Origin of the sequence: Halomonas sp. 3D7M, from assembly GCF_014897885.1 — a bacterium.
GTDB lineage: Bacteria > Pseudomonadota > Gammaproteobacteria > Pseudomonadales > Halomonadaceae > Vreelandella.
This window is the reverse complement of record NZ_JABUZF010000235.1, coordinates 32,161-48,946: the sequence shown is the minus strand read 5'-3', so window position 1 is coordinate 48,946 and position 16,786 is coordinate 32,161. Positions and strand designations below refer to the sequence as shown.

The following is a 16,786-nucleotide window of genomic DNA, read 5'->3' as shown; positions in this document are numbered from 1 at the left end:
AGCCGGGCATGGAACGCCCGTTGCAAATCGTCTTCAAACAAGCCACCCCCGATGTAGAGGTGATGGACTGGCGTGATGCGGGAGACACTGTAGAGGAGGATCTGAACCACTATGCACGACAGGAGCTTGTCAGGGAAATAAACTGGTTGAAGCCACCTCTGTCAAAAATCCGCTTGATCCATTTGGAGGATAATCGCTACCGGCTGATATGGACGCAACATCATATTCTCTCGGATGGTTGGTCGGATTCGCGGCTGCTGGGGGAATGGTTGACGCTGTACGCCGGTGAGTCATTATCTCCGCTGGGGTCAGTGTATGGTCGCTTCATCCGCTGGATGTATGATCAAGACGAGGAGGCCGCGCGGAGCTTCTGGGCAGAGGAACTGCAGAGTTTGTCTGGGCCGATGCTACTGGCGGATGCACAGAAAACATCCAGTGATCGGCGCGGGTTCGCCAAGATCTACACGCATTTCGATCGTGGCACGACACGAACGCTGATGGATGCCGCGCGGGATCAGCACGTGACGCTGAATACGCTCGTGCAGGCGGCGTGGGGACTGGTTCTGAAGTTATACGGCGAGCGTGAGGATATCGTCTTCGGTGCCACAGTCTCTGGGCGACCACCTGACCTGGAGGGAGTGGAGGAGATGCTGGGGCTGTTCATCAACACGGTACCCATCATCCTGAAAATTGAAGCGAAGGATAGCGTAGCGAGCCTGTTACAGCGTGTGCAGCGTACCAATCTCCGTGTGCGCGAATACGAGCACGTGTCACTGGCGACTATTCAGCGTTGGGGGGGGCAGTCGGGGCGTGCGTTGTTCGACAGCATTATCGTATTCGAGAACCATCCTATTGACCAGGCGCTGCGCAATACCCAGCGCTATGGGCTGGAGTTTGGTAATGCACAGGGTGAAGGGATTACTGGCTACGCCATGGATCTGCAGGTGACGGTTGGTGAGTCGGTCGAGGTTGAGTACTGCTACAGTCGCGAAAAGTTCGCTGATGATGTCGCCGAGAATATGCGTTGCAGCCTGGAGGCAGTTCTCCAGCAAATGGTCGCTGATCCCATGCGACGGATCGGAACGCTCAACTGGCAGGCCGACGCGGATCGTCATCGGCTCGTTGAACTGGGCAGGGGATCGACTGGTTCGACGTCTGATGACGACGCTCGGGTGCACAGCTGGATAGCCCGCCATGCAGTCAAACGCCCTAATGCTCTCGCTGTGTCGATGGGGGAGTGGAGGCTGGATTATGCTCAGCTTGATGCTAGGGCCAATCGCCTAGCGCACTGCCTACTCGAGCGCGGCATAAGATGTGGTGACATCGTTGGTGTGGCCATGCGGCGTTCTCCGGATATCCTGGTTAGCTTTCTGGCGGTACTTAAGGCAGGAGCCGCCTATTTACCGTTAGATCCCGCCTATCCCGGCGAGCGGCTGGCATTCATGATGCGTGACAGTGGTATGGTGCTTTTGATCAGTGAGGGAGAGGTGCTGGCCGCCTTACCTAAACCTGCGGTAGCGTGCCTGACCTGGGATAGTCTGCACTTGACCGATTACGCTGACAGTGATCCGTGCCTAGCAGTTCCTGAACAGGCCCTGGCCTACGTGATCTACACTTCTGGATCCACAGGGACTCCCAAGGGCGTTGGTGTCGCCCACGGGCCGCTGGCCATGCATTGTCAAGCTATCGCTGAACGCTATGCGCTACCGTCCAGCGCGTGCGAGCTGCACTTTATGTCGTTCGCCTTTGATGGAGCTCACGAGCGCTGGCTGACCGCATTATGTAGTGGCGCAAGCTTGGTGCTGCGCGACGACGAGCTGTGGGCCCCTGAACTGACCTGTACTGCGCTGCGTGAACATTGCGTCGACAGCGTGGCCTTGCCTCCAGCCTATCTTAATCAACTCGTTGATTGGGTCGACAGCGGAGCGGCAGCGCCTATGGTTGAACTCTACGTGTTTGGTGGCGAGGCGATGCCCAAGGCGGCTTTCGACAAGGCGCGTAAGGTCCTTTCCGCCAAGCGTTTCATCAACGGCTATGGCCCTACCGAGACGGTGGTTACACCACTGTTATGGCAGTCCCCTGCTGAGGCAAGCTTTGATGGAGACTACGCTCCGATCGGTCGCCCAGTCGGTGAGCGTGCGCTGTATGTACTGGATACTGATCTGAACCTCGTGCCGCGAGGTATGGCGGGAGAATTGTATATCGGCGGCTACGGTCTGGCGCGTGGCTACTTGGGGCGTAGTGCATTGACGACAGAACGCTTCGTGGCTGACCCCTTCGCTGCTGATGGCGGACGACTGTATCGCACTGGTGACCGGGTGCGCTGGCTGGCAGACGGCAACCTCGAATACTTAGGGCGTCTCGATGATCAGGTCAAGGTACGTGGCTTCCGTATCGAGCTGGGCGAGATCGAATCAGCGATACGCAGTATTGATGGCGTTGCCGATGTTGCCGTCGCGTTACACGATGCACAAGGGGCGCCACGTCTGGTCGCCTATCTGGTGGCACGAATGGAAAGCGCTGCTGGTGGGCTAAGCGAACGGGTCAAGCGTCATCTACTCAACACCCTACCCGAGTACATGGTGCCAGCGCACCTGATGACGCTCGGCGGCCTGCCGCGGATGGTTAATGGTAAGCTTGACCGCGCTGCGCTGCCCGCACCGCAGGCGGATACGCAGCGAGAATTCGTTGCTCCGGCATCGCCTCAAGCCGAGCGGCTGGCCGCGATCTGGCAAGAGTTACTTGGGATTGAGTGCGTCGGTGAGACGGATAATTTCTACGAACTGGGTGGAGATTCGATCCTCAGTCTGCAGTTGATCTCACGAATCCGTCAGGCGGATTTAGGGATTGCCCTTAGGCTGCGAGATCTGATGCGTTATCAGACCATTCGGGCGCTGCTCGAACACTGCGGCGAGCAGACGGCCGACTCAGTTTCGGCTGGGGAAGCAGTGGTCGACAATGACCGTCCTTTCGCATTGACGCCAATCCAGCAGTGGTTCTTCCAAACCATTAACACTTCTCGCGATCACTTCAACCAGTCCATCATGTTGCGCCCTAAGGCAGCGATCAACCGCAAGGCGCTGGCTGGTATGGCGCATCACATCATTGCTCATCACGAAGCGCTGCGTATGTATTTCCGTACGGATAATAATGGAGGATGGTCGCAGGCGTACGGCGATGCTCAGGCTCTCGAATTGGTGAACTATCACGAAGTGGCGGATGTTGGGGAGATCTCGGCCATCGCTGATGCGGCGCAGCGTAGCTTGGATATTGCGAGTGGGTGTGTCGTGCGCTTTGTGCACATCGTCATCAAAGGGGACGAGGAACGCCTGCTGATCGTTGCTCATCACTTGGTTATCGATGGTGTATCTTGGCGTGTTTTGCTTGAGGACATGGCTCGAATCTATGCCGCCTTGAGCCGTGACGAGATGGTAGAACTGCCGCCTCGGACTTCTCCATTATCACAGTGGTCGCGCCACCTGCATGAACTGGCAGCGTCGCCTGTTCTGGCTGCCGAGGCCGATTACTGGCGGGCGCAATTGGCCGATGTCGCCGATCTACCCGTGGATGGCGACACTCCACCGGGTATCTTCGGCGATGTGGCGCATCACGAAAGACGCCTGAGCGCTGAGCGCACGCAGCGTCTGCTCAGGGACGCGCCCAATGCTTACTCGGCAACGATTGACGACTTGCTACTGGCGGCGCTGGCGAGGACTCTGTGGCGCTGGACTGGCGAGCGCGACTTCCTGGTCAATATGGAGGGACATGGTCGTGAGGCTGGCGAGGCCGATATTGATTTATCGCGCACGGTGGGTTGGTTCACCTCTATCTACCCTCTACGGCTGACGGCCGCCGATGAAAGCCCGGCCGAAACCATCGCTCGGATTCGGGAACGCCGCCAGGCAGTGCCCCTTAAGGGGCTGGGCTATGGGGTGCTGCGATACCTGCAGAGGCAGGACAGTGTCCCCGAGTTACCCGACAACCGGGCTCGGATCAATGTCAACTATCTCGGCCAGTTTGGCGGTGAGGCCACCGAGAATCGACTTTGGGAGGTGTACGACGACGGTAACCGCAAAGGGCGCGAGCGCAGCGATGAAATGCCTTTGGCGAACTGGCTAGAACTGGTTTCTCACGTACACAAGGGGGTATTCACCAGTAAGTGGATCTACAGCACTCGTGTTTTTGATTCGGAAACTATAGCGAGGTTGCAGGCGATCTATCACGAGGAGTTAGCCTGGATCGTCGATCACTGTGCGGAGGTGTTGAGGGTCGTCGAGCCTTCCTCTTAGAGATCTGTCTTAAAGATGGCTATTGAGTGTTGGTGGTTCTTTGGACTGCCAGCTCTTTAGTGATTGCACTTTAGGACTGGTACAGTTGGTCATGTACGCACCGGTGGCTTTTGCTGGCTCTGGTGCGGGAGAACAATCTTAGGCGGCACGCGAGAAGCAGCCATGGCCGAGTGCTATTAGGCCAGGTTGGCAACCACGCTATTGCTACTGTCTGTATGGCGTGTGAACTAATACATCTCGCACCTAACGGCAGGTATTTACAGTATCTTGCTGGGCGGGGAGATGTTTGTGCTTCGAAGCACAGTGATGTCAACTGCGGTAATTTGTTAGCCGGGCAGGGTAGCCGGAGGCCTGATTTACAGGCGATCTTGAGTCTCCAGGCGATCCATTGCCGGTGTTTTTATTCTATTACTCGCTAACGGTTAGCTTTGTCTGAGATTAAACAGTGTCGAAGAAATTGGTGATGTTAGGTATGATCCGCATGTAATGTCAGATGCCGTGACGTCGCAAGAATGTTAATGTATTAAGAACTCGGAATGCCAGTATAATCACAGCCTCTGTTATTTCTAGTAGCTAAATGTCAACTGATGAGTATAGTTTCTAGGGTCTCCATAGTAGTTTTGCTAAGTATTAGCTCAGACCGTTGAGTAATGTTTTTCATAAATTGGCCTGTTGTCTTTATAATTAAAGTCCAGACTTTTATTGGATTGTTAAAAAAGCTCGTTGATATCAGCGAGCGAGATAGGAGAGAAGTGGCTATCGAGTTTTATAATAGGCTACTGATGGCTGTAAATAAGTTGGATGCTGCATTTTCTTTTTTCAACGATAAGGTTCGAAGTCTGATAAACGTCTAATTGCTTTTCGTTTTTCCTCCTGTTGCCACTCTTTATATATTGTTAGCATATTCATGGGTTTGCTTCGACAGTACTGTTGGCTTTGCCACCTTCAATAACATGGCTAACAAGGTTGTTGGCGAAGCGTAGAGCTGAGGGAAACCCTCCCCATTGCCAATAGTTGAGCGGTAGAATTACATAGTTATTTTGTTTTACGCTTGGGAGGTGTCTCCACTGACCATCAGAGAGTAGTTGCTCCTGAAATCCAGCGGGGTCGAAGGGGCTTTCAAGAAATATAATTTTAGCATCGATGTTAAAGAGAGAGCTTACACTAGCATTCGTAATTCCCCATTGACCCATATCATCCTGCCAAGCGTTCTGGAGACCAAGGCGAATTAGCACCATGCCTTCAACGCCTCCTTTACCAAAAACACGGGCATGACGCTCATCCACTAGACGAACTATTAATAAAGGTTCGTCGATGCTATTAAGCTGTCTTTTTAAATCGTCAAATTGGTGATTGATTTGATTAATATAGCGCTCCGATGCGTCAGGATCATTGACTAGGATACCAAGCTGACGAGTCAATTCCTCTACTATTTCCCAGTGGTTCTGATCATCATTACTATCGGAAAAGTTATAAATTGGGTACTCCTTAATACTAGAAATTTCTCTGAGCTTGGGTAGTAAGTTGATATGGAGAGGAGGTGAAATCAAAATATGTTTTGGTGGAAGGCTTGCAAGAAGCTCAAAGTTAGGAAAGTGCCTACGGCCGAGGTTAGTCGCACTGGGGAGAATGCCATCATGACGTAAATATGTCTCGTACTCTGTGAGACCTGATAGAAAGCCAGGCGGGTGACCAATCGCGGTGAGTGTTTCGGCGATTGCGAAATCAAAGGTTGCTAAAGGGGCTACGCTGTTATCATCGCTTGCCATCGAAAAATTGCTAATTAACAAACCGATTAGCAAGGCGACTGATAAGGGAGTTTTTTTATAGCGAATAGAACGATAGATAATATCACTTTTATGTTTCACTATTATTCCTGTGTTTTGCGTATAAAGAGGCGTCATGATGGTTGTTAATTGTCCATGTTTAAGAGCAAGGCCAGTTATTAGACAAAGTTACAGCGGCCAGGGGTGGTCTGACCGCTGTTTTTTTATGCATGAAGCGTAGGATGGTTTTTCTACGTTCGTCGTCTAATGATCACATCCCAACATGATGTGTTGCGATTACCTCCGGTCACCACTGATAGGACGCCGTGCCGACGATACTGCGAGGTTCTCCGTAGTAACAAGCGAAGGTGCAGGACTCGATATAGGTTTTGTCAGTAAGGTTGGTCGCATTTAACGAGAGCAACCATGATCCTGTCTCATAGCTAACCATGGCGTCAAAAAGGGTAAAACCAGAGACTTTTCCATCAAGATAGGCGTTAGGAAGCGTTGAGCCAACATAACGTACGCCAGCGCCCAGCTTCAGGCTAGGTAAACCAAAATTGCCAAAGCGGTAATCACCCCATAATGAGAATTGGTTATAGGGTGCTTGACCGGTTCGCTCGCCGACTTTGTCGGGAGTAGCTGGACTGCTTTTCGTTGTACGCGCATCGGTATATGCATAGGCTGCGACCAGATTAGCGTTAAGGCCTATCTCTGTTTTGGCTTCCAGCTCGACGCCGCGAGAGCGCACCTCGCCTATTTGTGCTTGGAAGCTGGTATCCACCGGATCAGCAACTAGCACGTTTTCCTGAGTTAATTCATAAACGCTAGCGGTGAGCATGGTATCGCCCCCTTCGGGCTGATAGCGAATGCCTGCTTCAAACTGTTCCCCTCGGGTGGGCTCGAACTGATTGCCGCTGCGGTCGCTGCCAGTCGCTACTTCAAAGGATTGACTGAAGCTGGCAAAGGGAGCCAAGCCGTTATCGGCCAAATAAACGAATCCAACGCGGCCGGTGAAGGCATTGTCATCCTGCTGCGATCCTTGGGATGGATCGAAGTACCGCGAGGATTCTGTGTCGATCCAGTCCTGACGCCCTCCAAGCATGAACACCCATTGATCGGCAATCTTCATCTGGTTCTGAAGATACAGACCCACCTGTTCTTTGTGGTTGACTAGGGAGTAATCAAGAGGAATACGCTCACCGAGTTTGCCGCTTCCATAAATAGGATTATAGAGATCTAGAGAAGGGGCGGTTTGCTGGTAACGTTCGGTTTCGTGACGTTGGCGGACATAGTCGAGGCCGACCAGAGTAGTGTTGTCAGTCGCTCCGTACCCCCAGTCATACTGCAAGGACGTGTCGGAAGAGAGTGCCCTGGAGGCATCACGCCGATCAAATGCAGTTCTGGAATAGTGACGTCCAGCTGAGCTCTCAGGGCTCTGAACAATACTAGTGAGGTCATAGTCTCGATCAGAGTGGAAACTGCGCAAATTGTGGCGCAATTTCAATCTATTGGAGAAATCGTGCTCGAACAAATAGCCAAGGGAATAGCTTTCGTTATCGTAGTCATCGAAGCCGGGCTCGCCAACGAATCGCTCCCGAGGGATATCGCCGTTGGGGTTGGGTAGAATGGTGCCGCTGGCGGGTAACCCATAGACATAAGTCGTCTCGTCCCGCTGATACTCGCTGAGTAGGGTTAGCGAGGTACCCTCGTTTGGTTGCCACTTAAAAGCAGGTGCGATGTAGGTGCGATCATCCGGCACATGGTCGATAAAGGTATTGCTATCGCGGCGGAGCATGGTTAAGCGGTAAGAAAACTGCCCTTCTTCATCCAGGGAGTCGGAGAAGTCTGCAGAGACCTGACGCCGATCAAAACTGCCTACCTGTAGATTAACTTCGCGCAAAGGTTCGCTGATAGGGCGCTTACTGACCGCATTGATCAACCCCCCAGGAGACGCCACGCCATAGAGAATTGACGATGGCCCCTTTAGTACCTCCAGCCGTTCCAGACCATACAATTCCTGCTGGCCATCAAAGGTATTGGCTTGATATTTGCTGCCATCCCGGTAACCAGTATGCACGCTGAAGCCGCGAATCATCATGCTGTCATGGGTTGTATCAGCACCTCCCCCGCCATAAGAATTTGCCACGCCCGCAGTATAGCCTAGCGCTTGGTTGACGTTCCGCGCACCATAATTGCGGAATTCTTGACTGCTGACCACTGAGATAGACTGTGGCGTTTCAATAATAGGTGTGTCGGTTTTGGTGCCTGTTGCGCTGCGAGTGGCTGCAATACCTTGTACAGGCCCCGTTGCTTCTTCATAGAGACGACTTTCGGTTACTTGTAAGGTAGGCAGTGTGGCTCTTGTGTCGCTATTTTCAGCAGTGCCTTGAGCGAGCACAGCCGGTGCTGCGAATAGTGTCGCAGCACAAGTGTTGGCAATGGCCGCAGAGAGAAGATGCCTGCGTAGACCACTACGATGAAGATAGTGCATGGTAATCCCCTTGAATGATATTTGTATGCTAATAGTAATTGTTATTATTAGTATTATGTTCTTAGTTTGTATTGGCATGCAACACTCTGTTGCCCAAAGTGGTACGTGGCAGTGAATGGCGTCATATGAAGGCCTTATTGGACTGCCACCACATCTACTGTGTGGGATGGTTGGTAAAATGCTGCTGTAGCGCCTTTGCGATATCCGCGCGCACCTGACCGGTAGCGTCGGGCGTAATGCTGCCCAGGCGTGCGAAGTCGTGCACCATGCCGGGGTATATGATCAGCTGGGTATCCACGTTCGCTTCCTGTAAACGGTTCACGTAGGCGATGCCTTCATCGATCAGGGGGTCATGTTCAGCTAGGGCAATAAACGCAGGTGGTAGGTTTTTGAGTTCTGCAGCCTCCAATGGCGCAAAACGCCAATCGTGGCGTTCCTCATCGCTATTTAGATAGTGGCCAAACATCCATTGCAGGGTGTCTGCTTCCAGCAGGTAGCCTTGTGCGTATCGACGATGAGACTCGCTGTCCTGCCAGGCACTGGTGCAGGGGTAGAGTAGGATCTGGCAGCGTGGAAGGTGCCAACCATTATCGCGTGCTGACATGCAAAGGGCCGTGGCGAGAGTGCCTCCTACACTGTCACCACCGACGGCGATACGTGAGGTATCGATGCCCATCGCTTCTCCATGCTTCAGCAGCCAGCAATAGGCATCTTCAGCATCGTGAAACGCCGTCGGAAACTTGTGCTCGGGGGCCAAGCGATAGTCGACGGCAAGCACTGTGTAGCCAGTCGCCTGGGCGATGCTTTGGCAGAGCGAATCATGAGAATCCAGGCTGCCTAATAGGTAGCCGCCGCCATGGAAGTAGAGCAAGGTGGGTGATAAAGCCTCTTTGCCTTGGTAGTGGCGTAGTTCAAGATGGTATCCATCTCGGCAGGTGATACTCAATGATGTTGCGTCGTTAGAAATTGGCTCATCAAGCATCTGTGATGATGCTTCGTAAGCAGCGCGTGCTTGTTGTGGTGAGAGCGAGTGGAAAGGTGGGTTGCCGCTATCGGCGACCAGGTCTAAGAAAGCGGCGATATCAGGATGTAGGGACATCATGGGTGTAAGTCTCAGTATTTGGGGTCGCCCTGAGAGAGCGACCATGCTTTGATGGGCTATTAGTCTGTGGCTACCAGTGATGGAGCTGGGGTATCTGAATGGGCTGTTGATAGTGCCTCATCAAGCACTTCACAAATCTCACTTGTCCGTGCCGCCAAAATAGACAGCAGGGTATCGCTCAAGCCATGGGTGGGTTCGCAACAGCCCTGCAAGAAAATAGCCGGTTTGAACGAAGGTTTGGTATAGAGCTGATAGCTGCGGTTAACGGCAAATTCCGGCAAGAACTCAGCTATTGGGGCCAGCAGCCGTTTATGAGTGTCGCGTACATAGCCGGTGGCTAACACTACTGCGTCGTAGCGGGTGGGCTCTGTGTGACCGCTCTCCAAATCTCGCACAAGTAGCTCAACGCCTTCGGTAGTTGCTTCGCTGCCAATCACCTCATGGCGACGGCGGAAGCGGTGGCGGGCCTGGCCGGTTACTTTTTGCTGATAGAACACATCGTAAATCTCCTGAATCAGCGCCAAGTCAGGGGCTGAGTAGTTGGTGCTTTTGTACTCCTGCAGCAGCGCTTCCCGCTGGCCGGTGGGATTGTTGAATACGTAGTCGGTGTATTCGGGGTTGAAAATCTCGTTGACGAAGGGGCTATCATCGGAGGGTTTAAAGGCCCACGCCCGGCTAATAAGATCCACCTGAATGCCTTCACGGCCGTGTAAGTCAAGGAATATCTCAGCGGCGCTCTGGCCTGCACCAATCACAGCGATGCGTTTGGGAACGTCTTGCTTCGCCAGCTCACGAAGGTAGTGGCTGGAGTGGAAGACCCGCGGGTCGTCTTTTAGCCCGGCGAAGCATTCAGGCACATTGGGCGCGCCACCCACACTGATCACTAGCGAGCGAGTGAGCCTTTCATGCACCGCACCACTCGCATCCCGTGAACGCACGCGGAGGTAGGCGACCTCGTCATTATCAGTTTCGGGCAATACTTCAAACACATCCTCTCCATAGGCGCACTGATGTTCAAAGTGGCTGGCAGTCCAGCTTAGGTAGTCATTGAACTCATGGCGGCTGGGGAAGAAGGTTTGTAGGTTGATAAAGTCCTGCAGGCGGCCTTTGCTGTGGAGGTAATTGAGAAAGCTGAAACGGCTGCCTGGGTTACGCGGAGTGACTAGGTCTTTGAGAAAAGAGATTTGCATATGGGCATTTTCCAGCAGCATATGCGGGTGCCAGGCAAAGCAAGGCTGGCGCTCAATAAACAAGGCATCCCGCGCTTGCCCTGCCTGGTGTTGCTCGTCAAGCGCAATGGCTAGGGCAATATTGGAGGGGCCGAAGCCGATGCCGATCAAGTCGTGAATATGCATAAGAGTCCTCGTGGCTGACGTGTTTATGGGGTGAAGCGTGCATCGGGTCGTGGCGCTGACCCAGGGTGAGGCGGCAGTGGAACCCAGCAGCGCTCGTTGAAAAAGTGTTCGCGTAGCTGCATGCCGAGCATGGCCCGCTTGTGGGGAAAGTCGAACGCCTTAACATGGGCATAACCGCACTGGGCAAGGTTGCGCAGCATCTTGGCGTTATCCACGCGGGGTTCAATCACCAAGCGCTGAGTGCGGCAGTCGTCGAGGAACAGGTAGTGCGAGATAGAGGGCATCCAGGCGGCGACATAAGGCCGCCCGCGAAAAGCGGCTTCGCCGATCAGTACGTGCCAGCCGCGATCAAAGTCACCGGCAGCGTAATAAGCGCCGATACGATCCTCCTTGGCCCAATAGGTCTCGAAGTAGCCGAAGGGTTTGCCGTCAATACAGCCGATCAGCGGTACCACACTGGGATTTTGCAACGTGCTTTCCAGCCGCTCGCGGTGCTGTTGCAGAGCACCCTGTTCTTCCCAGAAGTGGGCGACAACTGGGTCATTCATCCAGCGGTTGAAGCGCTCTAGGTCAAGCTCCAGGTCAAGTGCGCGAAAACTCAGAGTGGCATTCAGCCAGGGAATATGGCGTTGATAGACTGTTCCACTGGGGCGCGGCGGGCGGCGTAGATGGCGCTTTCCACTCTCCAAAATGGGCTGTTGCGGGTAGGGACGCATGGAGGGGGAGGTGAGCCAAAGGGTTGGCAACTGCCAGAATAGCTCCGCGTAGGCCCAGAGTTTGCCATGGGGATCTTTTACCGCGATTCCATTGGCACATAGAGTAGTATGTAAAGCCGAGGGGAGCTGCAAGTGAAGCGCTACAGTACCTGAGTGAAAGGCAAAAGCCCCTTCGATAGCAGCAAGTAATGCCGGGAGAGGCGGTGCTGAACGCTGTGACCATTGCAGCATCAAGGTGCTGTTATCGTCTACTAATGACCACTCAAGACGCTCTTGATGTCCTTCCACATAAAGTGTCTGCGTGGTTACCTCATAGGTAACTTGATAGGTGCACCCCTCAGGGCGTGAGAGCAGCGAGGCCACCGCGGGGCTTTCATAGGGTACGTCTACCTGTGTTTGTGCCTGGACAGAACTGGACACCGCAAAGCTCCTATCAATAAGAACGAATCACAAAAACGAATCGAAAAATCAAAGAAAAAGCAGCCGTAAAAATTACCTGCCACGGGCGGCATTACTGACTTCCTTATCTAAGGACGAATGAGAATGAGGCTTGTTTACATGAAAATTGATTAACTTTTTGCGGGAGTGATTCGTCTTTAGAGGTAGCTGCCGGTTTTCAATCGCTTTCCAACGAGGTGAATGTGCTTTCCTATCTGTTTCGTCGAACCCGCGGGCTGATGACCGCCGCTGCCCTGGCCAGTATTCTCTCGGGGCTTTTCAGCGTGCTGCTGATTGCTCAAATTAATACAGCGCTAAACAGCGATGCCGCTAGCCGTGCCAGTGCTGCTTGGGCTTTCGCAGGGATTGCTTTGGCCCTAATGGCCTGTCGGATGGTGTCGACGGCGTTGTTTGAACGGCTGGGGCAGCGTGCCCTGGCTGAATTGCGCAGTTTTATCGCCCAGTGTGTGGCCGTTACCCCTTTTGCTCAGTTCGAGCGTGTTGGCAGCGCGCGGATTCAGTCGGCGCTTACCGAGCACAGCAACAACGTGGCGGTACTGTTCGTTAGCTTGCCGGTGATTTTGACTAATACGGTCATTGTGGTGGGATGTTTGGGTTACTTGGCGATGCTGTCATGGCAGGTGTTTTTGTTTGCATTGGGGGTGATTGGCTTGGGTGCTGTCGGTTATCACTTGGTGCACTTACGCGCTATTCACTACCTCCAGAGTGCGTCATCCGAGCAGGATCGTCTGTTTGGTCACTTCCGTGCGCTTACCGATGGAGCAAAAGAGCTGCGGCTGCACCAGCGCAAGAGCCGGGTCTTTATGGATCAGATATTGGGGGAGTCGGTTGAAGGCGTGCGGCGGCTGCGCACCTATGGCATGTCGCTGTTCGTGATCTCGACCAGTTGGGGGCAGTTCCTGATGTACGCCTTTATTGGCTTGGTACTGTTTGTATTGGCGGGCGATGGGCCTAACCAAACTCAGGTAATGACCGGTTTTGCGCTGGTGTTTGTGTTTATGGTGACTCCCCTTGAAGGCTTGCTGATTAATATTCCGCGGATCAATATGGCGCGAGTAGCCGCTAGCCGAATTGATAACATCACACGCGAGATGCCCCAGGGGCAGGAGAGGCAGGCGTCACCTCAGGTGCCTGATTTTCATAGTCTTGTATTGCGCGACGTCACCCATCAGTACTACCACGAGCAGAGCGATGATTTCTTTGAGCTGGGGCCGATTAATCTGAGTTTTACACCGGGGGAAGTGGTGTTTCTGGTGGGGGGCAATGGCAGCGGTAAGACCACGCTGGCCAAAGTAGTGGTGGGGCTTTATCCGCCGGATGGTGGCGAAGTGTTGCTCAATGGCGAGCGTGTCGAGGCGGATGGTTGGGATGCTTACCGGCAGCTCTTCTCGGTGGTGTTCTCGGACTTCCATCTTTTCGAACGACTGTTGGAAGCACCGCGGGAAGATCTCGACGAAGAGGGCAACCGCCTGCTGGCCAAGTTGCATCTGCAGCACAAGGTGCGGGTTGAGAATGGTGCGTTCACCACCCAGTCGCTCTCTCAGGGCCAGCGTAAGCGCTTGGCGTTGGTAGTGGCCTACCTGGAAGATCGGCCCTTCTTGGTGTTTGATGAGTGGGCGGCAGATCAGGATCCGTTATTCAAAGAGGTGTTTTATTGCGAGGTGTTGCCCGAGCTAAAACGCATGGGCAAAGCGGTGCTGGTCATCACCCACGATGACCGTTACTTTCACCTCGCGGATCGGTTGGTGCGGCTAGAGAGTGGCAAGTTGTTGGCACCAGAGCCGATGGATGGTGAGCAGCCGACTAGTAGTGAGAATGTGGTGTCTTCGGCGGTCAATTGACTGGGTCATGGTGCATTGGTATCAGGAGGAGAGAACTGCTAGGAAGGATGTCAAAATAGGGGGTATCGATTAAACTGTACAGGTAACCGAGGAGAGATGATCATGAATACCCAGCTAGATCCTATCGTTTCTGAATTCGAGACGCAGGAACAAGCCGATAGCTATGATCGTTGGCTCAAAGCCAAGGTTCAGCACAGCATCGACAACCCGGGCCAGGGAATGTCCCATGATGAGGTCATGTCTAAGGTTGATGCGATCATCGCCGAAGCGGAGCAACGCCAAAGCGGCGGAGTTTCGTGAGCCTGCCTATCCGCTGGCATGACGAGGCGATTAACGACTTGTTTGAGCTCGTCGTCTACATCGCCGAGCGCGATCCTCAAGCTGCCCGGCGGCTGCGTATTCGTATTGAAGCAGCTGTCTCCTCAGTGGCTGAACATCCTTACTTACATCAAGTGGGCCGCTTGCCGGGTACGCGAGAAATTGTTGCTCACCCAAACTTTATCGTGGTCTACCAAGTGACGGATCGCATTGAGGTCATATCAGTGGTTCACTCTCGCCAAAATTATCCCTAACCGCCTATCCGTGCTGAATTAACCTTTTGTTACTCTTAGGTCGTTATCCTAAAGCTGCGGATTAAAGTTTTATCAATTTGCCCCCACCATGCGCGCCAACACCCTGTCCTTGAGCCAGAAGCGGTGAACCAGCGCCATGGCGATATGGCCGATGACTAATCCACATAGCAGCCACGAGAGTGGGCCGTGAAGAAGATCGGCGGGGGCGATCATCCAGGTGATGTCGCGCTCGGCTTCGGGCAGTAGCTTCATGCCATAAAAGCGCAGCGCGCCGCCGCGGCCGTACTGGCGCACAATAGCGAAAGCGGGCAGCCACAGCAGGAGCGCATAAAAGGTGATATGGACGAGGCGCGCCAAGCGTCCACCCAGCCCTGATTGGTGGGGAGGGCGCTGTTTTCGATTCGCCAATGCCCAGCCAAGGCGAGCCAGCGTCACGATCAGAATCATAAATCCTAATGTGCCGTGAGGTCCGATGCCCGCCAAGAACAGCGTGATAGCGTTTTCGCCCATTCCTCTCCAGGCCAGCAACACGGTAAATTGCAGTGTGATAAGCGCAGCGGTAACCCAGTGCAGAGCACGGCTGATTCGCCCATAGCAGTTGGGGCTGTCTAGCCAGCCAATATGCGTTTGAGCTGGCGTGTTTATGGAATCACTGTTTAACACCGTGTTATTTGCCGTTCCTTTAACCATTGGCTTTGCCCAGGCGCCAGTAGCCCATGCTGGTAACGTACTGCTTGGGTAGCCCGCACTCGTTGACCAAATAGCGGCGCAGTTTCATAGCGACTTTGGTTTCAGCGGCAATCCAGGCATAGAAGGGTGCGCTGTCATCCAGGGTGGCGGGGTCCCAAAGCGGGGCGTCTTCATCCTGGTTCAGTGCATCTTCGCTTCCATTGGCTACGGCCGAAGGGAAGCCTCCTAATGCGACAATCTCTTGTTGCAAATCGATATCGCGCAGCGCTCTCATCAGCAGCTCGCCGTGTTGACAGGCCGGCTCAGCGTCACGTGCTAGCCAGCGCAGTTTGGCGGCTTGGGGTAGCGGCTGAACATCGTCGCGGCGAGGCACTTCGAACAGCGCTTCGACCTTGGGTTTGAGAGGCAGGTCATCAAGGGTTTCTAGAATACCGGCAGCAGCGGGGAGGGCGGTTTCATCGGCGATAATCAGAATACGGCGCACGCCTTGGGGTGGCTTCCACTCGTAGCCCTGCTTGGGGCCTTCCGCGTTAGCGTCGGGGGCTGTCATGGCAAGGCGGTCACCTGGACTGGCATTCATTGCCCAGCGCGAGGCGGGGCCATTGTCGCCGTGGAGCACAAACTCTACATCCACTTCAGCCTGCTCTGGACGCAGGGCACGGATGGTGTAGGTGCGCGCAGAGGGACGCTGGGCATCCGGCAGTGCGCGGTAGGCGCTGTACCAATCGTGCTCTGCCAGCTTGGCAATCTTAAACAGCGGATCGAGGCTACCACCGCCTTCAGGGAAGAACAGTTTGACGCGCTGATCCGGAGCGTAGGTCGCCATTTGGCTGACGGCTGGGCCAGTAAAGGTGAACCTAACTAATGAGGCGCTGACTTGGGTCCGCCGAGCGAGAGTGATATCGAAAAGCTGGTAGGTCTGTTTAGCCGCCATCGTGCTGTCTCCATTAATAAATGGTGTTAATTGTAGTGCTAATTATTATCATTTAGAATCGTTGCGGATAATTCAACCACCAACTCCAGAAAAGAGTAAGGCTAAGAAAATGACTCTGCTGCCTATCAGGCCCTGTGTGGCGATCTGCCCAGCTATGACAAGAGGTTGTTCGCTATGCTAAGCGCTGCGCAATTTACCCAGCGAATGGGGGGGATGTCGCCTGCAAAAGCTTGCCTGCTGCTTAGCTTGCCGATGGTGGTGCTGTTTTGGGTCGGCCTGCAAGGGCAGGGCGGTTTTATGCTGGGGGTGCAGGCGTTAGTGGCGCCCTCCTTTGAGAACGTCGACGAGTTGTTGCTTCACTATGCATGGTGGCCGCGTCTCTCGATCGCGTTGCTAGCTGGGGGCGGTTTGGGGTTGGCGGGTGTACTGATGCAGCAAGTGCTGCGCAACCCGTTGGCCTCGCCCACCACCCTAGGGGTGGCATCGGGCGCTAACCTGGCGTTGATGACCGCTACCTTGCTGGCGCCGGGGCTGCTTGTCGCCGGGCGTGAATGGGTCGCCTTGGTGG

12 protein-coding genes are annotated in these 16,786 nt (G+C 54.0%); 5 read left to right on the top strand and 7 right to left on the bottom strand.

Annotation, left to right across the window (positions count from 1 at the left end; all coding sequences use genetic code 11):
* On the top strand, positions 1 to 4,289 hold a 4,289-nt coding region (locus INT22_RS13255; RefSeq protein ID WP_193068381.1), incomplete at its 5' end, for a non-ribosomal peptide synthetase.
* 905 nt (positions 4,290 to 5,194) lie between these two features.
* Here the strand turns inward: INT22_RS13255 and INT22_RS13250 are convergent.
* The 5 genes from INT22_RS13250 to INT22_RS13230 all read right to left on the bottom strand — a co-directional run bounded on the left by INT22_RS13250 (position 5,195) and on the right by INT22_RS13230 (position 12,142).
* Positions 5,195 to 6,157 (bottom strand): ABC transporter substrate-binding protein, encoded by a 963-nt coding sequence (locus INT22_RS13250; protein ID WP_193057215.1) that lies wholly within the window; start codon positions 6,155 to 6,157, stop codon positions 5,195 to 5,197.
* Between the two features lie 205 nt (positions 6,158 to 6,362).
* A complete protein-coding gene (locus tag INT22_RS13245) occupies positions 6,363 to 8,549 on the bottom strand; it encodes a TonB-dependent siderophore receptor (protein ID WP_193057214.1) in 2,187 nt (728 codons plus the stop codon).
* A gap of 154 nt (positions 8,550 to 8,703) precedes the next feature.
* Entirely contained in the window at positions 8,704 to 9,651 is a 948-nt protein-coding gene (locus INT22_RS13240) for an alpha/beta hydrolase (protein ID WP_226912197.1), read from the bottom strand.
* A 59-nt stretch (positions 9,652 to 9,710) separates the two neighbouring features.
* Positions 9,711 to 11,006, bottom strand: coding sequence for a lysine N(6)-hydroxylase/L-ornithine N(5)-oxygenase family protein (locus INT22_RS13235; RefSeq protein ID WP_193057213.1), 1,296 nt, complete (start codon positions 11,004 to 11,006; stop codon positions 9,711 to 9,713).
* Positions 11,007 to 11,029: 23 nt separating this feature from the next.
* Positions 11,030 to 12,142, bottom strand: coding sequence for a GNAT family N-acetyltransferase (locus INT22_RS13230; protein WP_319022076.1), 1,113 nt, complete (start codon positions 12,140 to 12,142; stop codon positions 11,030 to 11,032).
* A gap of 221 nt (positions 12,143 to 12,363) precedes the next feature.
* On the opposite strand from INT22_RS13230, the gene INT22_RS13225 reads away from it, so the two are divergent.
* The 3 genes from INT22_RS13225 (at position 12,364) to INT22_RS13215 (ending at position 14,594) form a co-directional block, all read left to right on the top strand.
* Positions 12,364 to 14,022, top strand: coding sequence for a cyclic peptide export ABC transporter (locus INT22_RS13225; RefSeq protein WP_193068380.1), 1,659 nt, complete (start codon positions 12,364 to 12,366; stop codon positions 14,020 to 14,022).
* A 102-nt stretch (positions 14,023 to 14,124) separates the two neighbouring features.
* Positions 14,125 to 14,322, top strand: a complete 198-nt coding sequence (relB, locus tag INT22_RS13220) for a type II toxin-antitoxin system RelB family antitoxin (RefSeq protein WP_193068379.1) — start codon at positions 14,125 to 14,127, stop codon at positions 14,320 to 14,322.
* Positions 14,319 to 14,594 (top strand): type II toxin-antitoxin system RelE/ParE family toxin, encoded by a 276-nt coding sequence (locus INT22_RS13215; protein WP_193068378.1) that lies wholly within the window; start codon positions 14,319 to 14,321, stop codon positions 14,592 to 14,594. The genes relB and INT22_RS13215 overlap by 4 nt, the downstream gene beginning before the upstream one ends.
* A 72-nt stretch (positions 14,595 to 14,666) precedes the next feature.
* On the opposite strand, the gene INT22_RS13210 is transcribed toward INT22_RS13215, so the two are convergent.
* Both INT22_RS13210 and INT22_RS13205 read right to left on the bottom strand, forming a co-directional pair.
* On the bottom strand, positions 14,667 to 15,284 hold the full coding sequence (locus INT22_RS13210) for a cytochrome b (RefSeq protein ID WP_193068377.1): 618 nt from the start codon (positions 15,282 to 15,284) through the stop codon (positions 14,667 to 14,669).
* A complete protein-coding gene (locus tag INT22_RS13205; protein ID WP_193068376.1) occupies positions 15,277 to 16,218 on the bottom strand; it encodes a siderophore-interacting protein in 942 nt (313 codons plus the stop codon). The genes INT22_RS13210 and INT22_RS13205 overlap by 8 nt, the downstream gene beginning before the upstream one ends.
* Positions 16,219 to 16,392: 174 nt before the next feature.
* On the opposite strand from INT22_RS13205, the gene INT22_RS21015 reads away from it, so the two are divergent.
* A partial coding sequence (locus tag INT22_RS21015) for an iron chelate uptake ABC transporter family permease subunit (RefSeq protein ID WP_226912714.1) occupies positions 16,393 to 16,786 on the top strand: 394 nt, incomplete at its 3' end.

What these genes read in the sequence shown, in the direction of transcription:
- INT22_RS13245 (WP_193057214.1), bottom strand. Translation starts at nt 8,549, where the DNA reads ATGCACTATCTTCATCGTAGTGGTCTACGCAGGCATCTTCTCTCTGCG.
- INT22_RS13205 (WP_193068376.1), bottom strand. Translation starts at nt 16,218, where the DNA reads ATGGCGGCTAAACAGACCTACCAGCTTTTCGATATCACTCTCGCTCGG.
- INT22_RS13210 (WP_193068377.1), bottom strand. Translation starts at nt 15,284, where the DNA reads ATGGTTAAAGGAACGGCAAATAACACGGTGTTAAACAGTGATTCCATA.
- INT22_RS13240 (WP_226912197.1), bottom strand. Translation starts at nt 9,651, where the DNA reads ATGATGTCCCTACATCCTGATATCGCCGCTTTCTTAGACCTGGTCGCC.
- relB (WP_193068379.1), top strand. Translation starts at nt 14,125, where the DNA reads ATGAATACCCAGCTAGATCCTATCGTTTCTGAATTCGAGACGCAGGAA.
- INT22_RS13235 (WP_193057213.1), bottom strand. Translation starts at nt 11,006, where the DNA reads ATGCATATTCACGACTTGATCGGCATCGGCTTCGGCCCCTCCAATATT.